Origin of the sequence: Sphingopyxis sp. (assembly GCF_035565275.1) — a bacterium.
In the GTDB taxonomy this organism is placed as follows: domain Bacteria; phylum Pseudomonadota; class Alphaproteobacteria; order Sphingomonadales; family Sphingomonadaceae; genus Sphingopyxis.
The window spans coordinates 1-9,217 of record NZ_DATMST010000067.1 but is presented as its reverse complement, the minus strand read 5'-3'; the positions used below and the strand labels follow the sequence as shown (position 1 = coordinate 9,217).

The window sequence follows — 9,217 nt, the reverse complement described above, 5'->3', positions numbered from 1 at the left end:
GACCTCGCCCGGCTGCGTCGCGGCGCGTCCGGCGGCGTTCGGTGCGGCGTCGCCCGCGATCTACGCCGCGCTCGACCAGCTCGACGGCATCAGCGACAAGGGCAGCATCAACGATCGCTACAAGCAGACGGACACCAACTGGGCGCTGTTCACGCACAATATCTTCCACATCACCGACAAGCTCGATCTGACGCTGGGCGTGCGTTACACCCACGACAAGAAGAAATTCTCGGCGGCGTTCACCAACGACAATCAGGCGTGCGTCAACGTCCAGAACCTCGTCGGCGGTTTCCTGACCAACCCTGCGCTCGCGGCGGTGTCGGGCGGCCTCGTCGGCCTTGCGTGTCAGGGCAATTCGACCGCCGAACTCAACGGCGTGTCGATCAACGACAGCCGCAGCGAGGATGAATGGACCGGTACGGCGATCCTGTCGTACAAGCCGGTCGACGACCTGATGGTCTATGCCAGCTTCGCTCGCGGCTACAAGGCGGGCGGTTTCAACCTCGACCGCTCGGCGCTGAAGAACCCGATTCAATATACGATGGTGGGTGGGGTGCTCACGCCGACCACTACCTTTGCGGCGCTCGGCGGGGCGCAGGCACTGGTGAGCAACCTGCAATTCGATCCCGAACTGGTGAACAGCTATGAAATCGGGGCGAAATATTCGACGGGTCCGTTTGGCCTCGGGATCACCTTGTTCCGGTCGGATTTCAAAAACTTCCAGCTCAACACCTTCAACGGTAGTGTGTTCCTCGTCCAGACGGTCAATGGATGCTCGTCGGACCTGAACGGCGGAGATCGCGACCAGAACAAATTCCCCGGCACGCCCAACTATATCGCCCCCACGCCGACGAATCCTGCGCCGGCGAACACCACCGGCGTCTGCCCGTCGGGCGATGTCGGCTATGGCGTTCGGACCGAAGGCTTCGAGCTCGAGGCTTCGCTGGTTCCGGCGCGCAACTTCCGCATGACCGCGGGTCTGACCTATGCCAACACCAAATACCGCAACAATCTGGTTGGCAACAAGTCGGGCGCGCCGCTTGACCAAGCGCTTCGCCTGCTGCCCGGCAACAATCTGTCGAACGCGCCTGAACTCGTCGCGACCGGCAGCGTGACCTGGACGCCTGACATCGGGAGCAGCGGGCTGACCGGCCTCGTCTATCTCGATGGCCGTATGACCAGCGACTACAACACCGGGTCGGACCTGTTCCCGCAGAAGGAACAGGACGGCTATGCCATCGTGAATGCGCGTGTCGGTGTCCGTGGTCCCGACGAGAAGTGGGGGATCGAACTTTGGGCGCAGAACCTGTTCAACAAGCAATATTCGCAGGTCGCCTTCAACTCGCCGTTCCAGGAAGGCGGCGTCAGCGGGGCCTTTGCCGACCCGCAATATCCGGGCGGGCGCCAGATCTTCTCGCAGTTCCTCGCCGAACCGAGGACCTATGGCGTGACGCTGCGCGGCAAGTTCTAAGCCGCATATAGTCCGGCGGGACGCAAATCCCGCAAGACAGGCCGCCCGCTCACCCAGGTGAGCGGGCGGTTTCTTTTTCTGGAACCTTTCCCGCGCCATGGCATAGGGTCCGGATCATGTTTGCGATCGACTCCCTGCTCGTCAAAATCGCGCTGATCGGCGTAATCGGCATCGGGGCGCAATGGATCGCCTGGCGTACGGGCAAGCCGGCGATCGCGCTCATGCTCGTCGCGGGGATCATAGCTGGGCCGGTGCTGGGGCTGATCGACCCCGAACGCGATTTCGGCGCGCTGCGCGAACCGATCATCAAGCTCGCGGTTGCGGTGATCCTGTTCGAAGGCGGGTTGAGCCTGAAATTCCGCGAATTGCGCCATGCGGGGGTCGCGGTCTTCATGCTGGTGTTCATCGGGGTGCCGGTGGGCTGGGTGCTGGGAACCGCCGCGGCCTATTATGGCGCGGGTCTGCCCTTCGAACTCGCCGCGCTGTTCGGCGGGGTGATGGTCGTCACCGGACCCACCGTCATCATGCCGCTGCTCCGCACGCTGAACATCACGCCGCGCGTCAAGCATATCCTGAAATGGGAAGCGATCGTGAACGACCCGATCGGCGCGCTGCTCGCGGTCGGCATCTATGCCTATATCATTCACGGCGGGGCGCAGGCGAACACCGGCTCGATCGTCATCGATGTCGTTGCCGCGAGCATGCTCGCGGTCCTTGTCGGCGGTGCGACCGGTTTCGCCCTGACCTGGGCCTTCCCGCGCGGCTGGGTGCCCGAATATCTGAAGGCGCCGGTGCTGCTCGCCACGGTGATCGCGGTTTTCGTCCTTTCCGACGTCATCATGCACGAAACGGGCCTGATCACCGTGACGGTGATGGGGGTCGTGATGGCAAACCGCGAGACCGATTCGAGCCGGACCCTGATGCGGTTCAAGGAGGATCTGACCGTCCTCCTCGTGTCGGGCGTGTTCATCATCCTTTCGGCGACCCTCGACTGGGAGGTGGTGCAGAATTTCCAGTTCCGCTTCTTTTTCTTCCTCCTCCTGCTGCTGTTCGTCGTGCGGCCGCTGACGATCATGACGGCGCTGCTCTTTACGCGGATTCCCTTCAGGGAACGGCTGTTCATCGCGTGGATCGCGCCGCGCGGCATCGTCGCTGTCGCGGTGACCGGCCTCTTCGCGCTGCGTCTGTCGGACTATGACGTTCCCGGCGCCGAAGCGCTGGTGCCGCTGGGGTTCGGGGTCGTCATCGCGACGATCTTCGCGCATGGCTTCACCGCGGCGCGCTTCGCCCGGTGGCTGGGGCTCGACCGCGGCAAGGGGAATGGCGTGCTCCTCGTCGGCGCGAACAGCTGGACGATCGCCTTCGCCGAATTCGTCAAGGAACAGGGCAGCGACGTGCTGATCGCCGACGAAAGCAAATTCGCGCTGCGCCGCGCGCGCCGGGCCGACCTTCCCGTCTATCAGGGCGACATACTGGACGAGGCGCATGACGACGAACTCGACATGGGCCAGTATCAGCAACTGATCGCGGCGACCGATAACGACAGCTATAATGCGCTGGTGTGCAGCGAGCTGGCGCCCGAGATCGGCCACGCGCGGGTCAGCCGGATGCTCGCGACCGCGCAGACCGGGACGAAGCGCCGCGGTCGGGTGCTGACGCTGTCGGGAACCCCGATCGAGGAGCAACTCGACCGGCTGCAGGCCGGCTGGAGTTTCGGGCGCACCCGGATCACCGAGAAATTCACCTATGCCGAATTCGTGGCGCGGATGAAGGCGTCGGGCGGCGACAGTCTGGCGGTCGCGCGCGCCAACGGCGAGCTCGCGGTCTTTTCGATGCAGCACCGTCCGCCGGTCGAACCCGGCGACACGATCTGGACCTTTGTTCCGCCCGACCCGGTGGCGAGGCCTGCAAAGGCTGCGGAGCCCGCCGAGGGCGTCTAGCGCGCGCGCGCGGCCTGGTGCGCGATATCGGTCATCAGCTTGCGGAACAGCACCGCGCCCGCGGTGCCCGACGATTTGAGCGCGCGTTCGCAGTCGAGGAGGCGGCTCATCAGGCGTGCGACGCGCACCGAATCCCACATGTGCAGCTGCGCGGTCACCGCGTCGCGTTCCTTCCAGAACACACCGCTGGTGCGCGCCGACACCACCGTGGCCGGATGCGCGCCGGCATCGACCTCGGCGCGGAGCCGTGCGAGTTGCATCGCCCGAATGCCCAGCGCGCGGATGATGCGGATTTCGGCAACCCCGACCGCCGCAGATTTTGCGAGCATCGCGGGCATCTCGCGCACCTTGCCGCCGAGCGCGACATTGATGCACTCGCTGACGTCTTCCTCGTGCGTCGCGGCGCCGAGCGCGGCGATGTCGGCGGCGGTCACCTGCCGCTGCCGGTCGGGGCCGGCGTCCAGATACAGCGCGATCTTCTCGATCTCGCGCCGCATCAGCGCCTGATCGCCCGAGACGAGATCGACGAGCAGCTGGGCTTCGGCGTTGGCGAGCCGCAGACCCTGCTCTTCGGCGGCTGCCATCGCGATTCCGACGAGTGCGCGGCGATCGGGCTGATAACAGATCGCGGCGACGGCATGGGAAGAACCCTCGACCAACTTGACCAGCTTCGACTTGGCGGTGACCGACGCGCCGGTCGCGATCACCGGATTGATTGCGGTTTCGGCGGCGAGCAGCGCCTCGACCGCTGCAAGGCCATCGTCGCCGCTGCCGGCAAGTTCGACCTTGATCACACGCGCAGACGAAAAGAGCGACATCGACACGGCTTCGGCGGCGAGCAGCGAGGGGTCTTGCGACAATTGCGTGCCTGTCAGGTCAAGCCGTTCGGCATCCTTGCCCGCGAGACCGATCAGATGCGCGGCGACGGCTTCCATCGTCGCTTCGTCGGGGCCGGTGAGGAGTGTAAAACGAACCGCGGGGTCGAGGCGCGTCTGGCGTTCGAGTTCGTTCGGTTTGACCGTCTTCATTGCCCGGGGGGCGCGGGAACCACCGCCGGCTGCCCGCCGCCGCGGTTCGCGAAGACCGCAAGCCGCGCGACGATCTGGTCGGCGACCGCCGAAGACAGCCGTTCGAGCGCCGAACTTTCGGCAGCAATCGTCGCATATTCGCTGCCGACGACGTCGATACCCGCGTCCGAAAAGGCCGTGGCGTCGAGCATCACTTCGCCGGTCGCGGCATCGACGAGCTGGTAGCGCGCGCGCAGGGTGCGGCGTTCGCGCGTAACGGCATCGTCGGCGCGGACGCCGAAGCCGGTGATCGAATCTTCGAGCCGTACGTCGAGCCGCAGCCGTTTGCCCGCGCCTTCTCCGCCCTGCGTCGCTTGCAGCCGGTCACGAAGCGCGTTGCGGACGAGCCAGCCCGAATGGCCCTCGATCGCCGCGACATCGATATCGGCGAGCACCTGTGCCACCGCCCCCTTGCTGCCATTTGCGTACAGGGGACGCAGGCCGCAGCCGCCGAGCATCAGCGAAGCGGCGACGAGCGAGGAGGTAAGAAGAACGCGCATATCAGGGAACGATATTCACCAAACGGTCGGGGACCACAATCACCTTCTTTGGCGCGCCGCCGCCGAGCAGTTCGACGATCCGCGGACGTGCGAGCGCGGCGGCTTCCACCGCTTCCTTGTCGAGGCCTTTGGCGAGCGTCATCGTATCACGCAGCTTACCGGCCATCTGGATCGCGATTGTCACCTCGTCGTCGACGAGCAGTGCCGGATCGGCGGTCGGCCACGCCGCGTCGGCGATCATCGCTGTCGTGCGCTGACTTTCGGGAAGCGCGGCCCACGCCTCTTCGGCGAGGTGCGGCAGCATCGGCGCGACAAGCAGGATCAGCGTGCGGCACGCCTCGGCGCGGGTGGCCGAGGGCTTCGCCTTTTCAATCTCGTTCGCGAGCGCGTGGATCTTGGCGACCGCCTTGTTGAAGCCCAGCGCCTCGATATCGATCGCGACGCCGGCGATCGTCTGGTGCAGCTTGCGCGCGAGGCCTTTGTCCTCGCTGCCGTCACCCATATTTTCGGTATCTCCGAAAATCCGCCACAGCCGCTGGACGAAACGCCATGCGCCCTCGATGCCAGCCTCGCTCCACGGCAGGTCGCGCTCGGGCGGGCTGTCGGACAGCATGAACCAGCGCACTGAATCCGCGCCATATTGATCGAGGATGGCGTCGGGATCGACGACATTCTTCTTCGACTTCGACATCTTGATCACGCGGCCGACATCGACCGGCGCGCCGTCGGATTCGAGCGTCGCGCCATCGGCGGTGCGGCTGATCTCGTCGGGCGTGAAGAAGAGCGGCGGCAGACCCTCGCCCTGCGAGCGGCTGTAGGTTTCGTGCGTCACCATCCCCTGCGTGAACAGGCTGGCGAAGGGCTCGGCGATGTCGATCATCCCCATCTTCTTGAGCGCCCGCGTCCAGAAGCGTGCGTAGAGCAGGTGGAGGATCGCATGCTCGATGCCGCCGATATACTGGTCGACGGGCAGCCAGCGGCGGATGACTTCAGGATCGAAGGGCTTGTCCGAGGGCGAACTGGCGAAGCGCAGGAAATACCAGGACGAATCGACAAAGGTATCGAGCGTGTCGGTCTCGCGCAGCGCTTTGCCGCCGCAGTTCGGGCACGCGACATGCTTCCACGTCGGGTGGCGGTCGAGCGGATTGCCGGGGACCTTGAAATCGACATCTTCGGGCAGCACGACGGGGAGCTGGCTCTTCGGAACCGGCACCGTGCCGCATGCATCGCAGTGGATGAACGGGATCGGCGTGCCCCAGTAACGCTGGCGCGAAACGCCCCAGTCGCGCAGGCGCCATACAGTCGTGCCCTTGCCCCAGCCCTCATGCTCCGACCGCGCGATGACGGCGGCTTTCGCCTCGTCGATGGTCATTCCGTCGAGGAAGTGGCTGTTCACCAGCTTGCCGGGACCGGTGTAAGCCTCGGTGCCGGTGAAATGCTGCGCGGTCTCGTCGCCATCGGCGATCACGCGGTGAACCTGCAGCCCGTATTTATGCGCGAAATCAAGGTCGCGCTGATCGTGCGCCGGGCAGCCGAATATCGCGCCGGTGCCATAGTCCATCAGCACATAGTTTACGACCCACACGGGCAGGTGCCAGTTCGGGTCGAGCGGGTGTTCGACCGCGATACCGGTGTCGAAGCCCATCTTCTCGGCGGTATCGATCTGTTCGGCGGCGGTGCCCTGACGGCGGCATTCCTCGATGAAAGTGGCCAGCTCGGGCGAATCCTTCGCGAGTTTCTCGGCGAGCGGATGGTCGGGCGAAATCGCCGCGAAACTTGCGCCATAGAGCGTGTCGGGGCGCGTCGTGAAGACGTCGAAGCCGGTCGCGCCGCCCGCCAGTTTAAAGCTGAATTCAAGGCCTTGCGACTTGCCGATCCAGTTTTCCTGCATCAGCCGTACCTTGTCGGGCCAGCTTTCAAGGCTGCCCAATCCTTCGAGCAACTCTTCGGCGAAATCGGTGATCTTCAGAAACCACTGTGACAGCTTTTTCTTTTCGACGAGCGCGCCCGAACGCCAGCCGCGACCGTCGATCACCTGCTCGTTCGCGAGCACGGTCATATCGACGGGGTCCCAGTTGACGTAGCTGTGCTTGCGCGTGACCAGCCCGGCGGCGAACAGGTCGAGGAACAGTGCCTGCTCCTGCCCGTAATAATCGGGCTCGCATGTCGCGAGTTCGCGGCTCCAGTCGATCGCGAGGCCGAGCCGTCTGAGCTGCTTGCGCATCGCGGCGATATTGTCGCGCGTCCAGCCGCCGGGGTGGACGCCCTTTTCCATCGCGGCGTTTTCGGCGGGCATGCCGAACGCATCCCAGCCCATCGGGTGGAGCACATCGTGCCCGGTCATTGCCTTGAAGCGCGCGAGCACGTCGCCCATCGCATAGTTGCGGACATGCCCCATGTGGATGCGCCCCGACGGATAGGGGAACATCTCGAGGATATAGGCCTTGGGCCGATCGCCTTCGTTGGCGCCGCCCGTTTCATTGGTCGCAAAGCTGTTCGCGGCGTCCCATGCGGCCTGCCAGCGGGCATCGGCGGCGAGGGCGCCAAAGCGCGTTTCGCGGGTCATTGTCTGCTTACCCCGTTAGTCTGTCTGGGCGCGTGTCCGCGCCGCCGGATTAGTTCCTGATGGCCGAGCGGCGCAGGTCGCGGGCGCGGGTAAGGATGATTTCCTCAAGCTTCTGCACCGTCGCCGCCTGCACCGGCGCATCGACCCAGGTGCCGCCCTGCGCGACCTGGCGCGATGCCGCGATGCGGAGCGCGTCGGCGCGCAGATCCTGGTCGAGGATCGACACCGTCACCTTCATCCGCTCGTTGGCATTGCCGGGATTCGCGTACCAGTCCGTGATGACCACGCCGCCCGACGAATCGGCCTGCAGCAGTGGCATGAACGACAGCGCGTCGAGCGAGGCGCGCCACAGATAGCTGTTCACGCCGATCGTGGTCACCTGGCTGGCCGCCAGATCGGCGCGCGGCCGTTCCTTGCCGGCACAGGCCGAAAGGCCGAGCGCCGCGAGCCCGAGCAGCGCGAACGCAGCGGGGCGGCGAGCGAGCTTGGCAGGGACGGAAAGCTGGAACATGTCGAAAACACCTTATCTCTGAGCGCCGCCGGGCGGAAAACCGGGCCGCGCATAACGGAATTTCCAGCGTCTCTATCGCCCTTGCCGCCGTCCGGCAAGCACGGCAATTCCGGCTTTGCGTCGGTTCAGATTCTGGTCAGACTGGATCGCGACTGTGGTGATCGCGCAACAATTTCGGTGAAAAGCGTTTTGGGTAAGATAAATCGGCGGGATTCGCTGGCAATATCGCCGCAGGAGTCCTATCTGACGAGTCGATTGGGGTTGGAGTCGCAAAGCAATGGCGCGGACATCGCGACATTTTTGGAAAGCTGGTCTCACTGCTTTGGCGGTGGTTTCGCTTGCGTTGCCGCCGGCGCTGGCAGCGATGTCGCGCGCCGACCGCATCCGCGATACCTCGCTTTCCGAAGCATTGCTCGGCCAATTCACGCCTGCATCGGGCGACCCGCGCCTGATCGCACGCTATGCGAAAATGTCCGCCGAACAGCGCGGCAGCTTCACTTTCACACCCGCGATGACCGACGAGAGCCGCAAGCAGCGCGCGATCACCGTCGTGATTCGCGCCCGCGATGACGCTTCGAGCGCGGCGCGGACCTCGGCGATCGCCGCGGGGCGCACCGCGCCGATCGCGATCGCGCCGGTCAAATATAATCTGGGCGCGTCGGTCGGATTTGAAAAATTCGTTACGCCGTCGCTGCCACGCGGCACCGATCTCAGGAACCTGCCCGTCGCCCGTGCGCCCGAACAGGATGAAAAGAAGTCGCGCTTCGCGACGCGCATGATCAACCGGTCGAGCGACCCGAGTGGCGCAACCGACCGCGTGACCGCGCCGGGCGAAGCCTCCGCCGTCGACGTCGTCAGTAGCTATCGCCTGACCAAGAATATCGATGTCACCGCAGGCGTCCGGTACAAGAGCGACGATCGTGTCGAACCGCTGACCGATTCGCGGCGCGACAGCCAGGCGGTCTATGTCGGGACGGCCCTCCGTTTCTGACGCGTCCGGCATTTCGCCGCTTTTTCATCCCGCTTTTCGGTCCACGCATCGATCGCCGCCCAGCCGGGGCTGATCCCGCTTGCGCGGTTCAGGCTTCGCGCGCGGGCGGCCGTCATCCCGCCGAGCGCAATCGCCTGCGTTCCCGACAATCGCGCCAGCCGCAACCACGCC

General features: G+C 65.1%; 7 protein-coding genes and 1 pseudogene. 3 read left to right on the top strand and 5 right to left on the bottom strand.

Features of this window, described 5'->3' with window-relative positions; all coding sequences use genetic code 11:
- Positions 1-1,471, top strand: a 1,471-nt coding sequence (locus tag VN047_RS05085; RefSeq protein WP_325540670.1) for a TonB-dependent receptor domain-containing protein, incomplete at its 5' end; no start/stop codon positions are given.
- A 116-nt stretch (positions 1,472-1,587) separates the two neighbouring features.
- On the top strand, positions 1,588-3,411 hold the full coding sequence (locus tag VN047_RS05080) for a sodium:proton antiporter (protein WP_325540668.1): 1,824 nt from the start codon (positions 1,588-1,590) through the stop codon (positions 3,409-3,411).
- Here the strand turns inward: VN047_RS05080 and holA are convergent.
- Genes holA through VN047_RS05060 form a run of 4 tightly spaced genes read right to left on the bottom strand, consistent with a single transcriptional unit; the run spans position 3,408 to position 8,055 of the window.
- Positions 3,408-4,439, bottom strand: a complete 1,032-nt coding sequence (gene holA, locus VN047_RS05075; RefSeq protein WP_325540666.1) for a DNA polymerase III subunit delta — start codon at positions 4,437-4,439, stop codon at positions 3,408-3,410. The two genes, VN047_RS05080 and holA, sit on opposite strands and share 4 nt — an antisense overlap.
- Entirely contained in the window at positions 4,436-4,978 is a 543-nt protein-coding gene (gene lptE, locus VN047_RS05070; RefSeq protein WP_325540664.1) for an LPS assembly lipoprotein LptE, read from the bottom strand. Before lptE ends, holA begins: the two co-directional genes overlap by 4 nt.
- Position 4,979: 1 nt before the next feature.
- Positions 4,980-7,544 (bottom strand): leucine--tRNA ligase, encoded by a 2,565-nt coding sequence (leuS, locus tag VN047_RS05065; RefSeq protein WP_325540662.1) that lies wholly within the window; start codon positions 7,542-7,544, stop codon positions 4,980-4,982.
- A 49-nt stretch (positions 7,545-7,593) separates the two neighbouring features.
- Positions 7,594-8,055 (bottom strand): DUF3576 domain-containing protein, encoded by a 462-nt coding sequence (locus tag VN047_RS05060; RefSeq protein ID WP_325540660.1) that lies wholly within the window; start codon positions 8,053-8,055, stop codon positions 7,594-7,596.
- A gap of 328 nt (positions 8,056-8,383) precedes the next feature.
- On the opposite strand from VN047_RS05060, the gene VN047_RS05055 reads away from it, so the two are divergent.
- On the top strand, positions 8,384-9,046 hold the full coding sequence (locus VN047_RS05055) for a hypothetical protein (protein ID WP_325540658.1): 663 nt from the start codon (positions 8,384-8,386) through the stop codon (positions 9,044-9,046).
- Here VN047_RS05055 and VN047_RS05050 read toward each other — a convergent pair.
- Positions 9,019-9,217, bottom strand: a pseudogene (locus tag VN047_RS05050) (thiamine phosphate synthase); the annotation flags it as partial. The gene VN047_RS05055 and the pseudogene VN047_RS05050 sit on opposite strands and share 28 nt — an antisense overlap.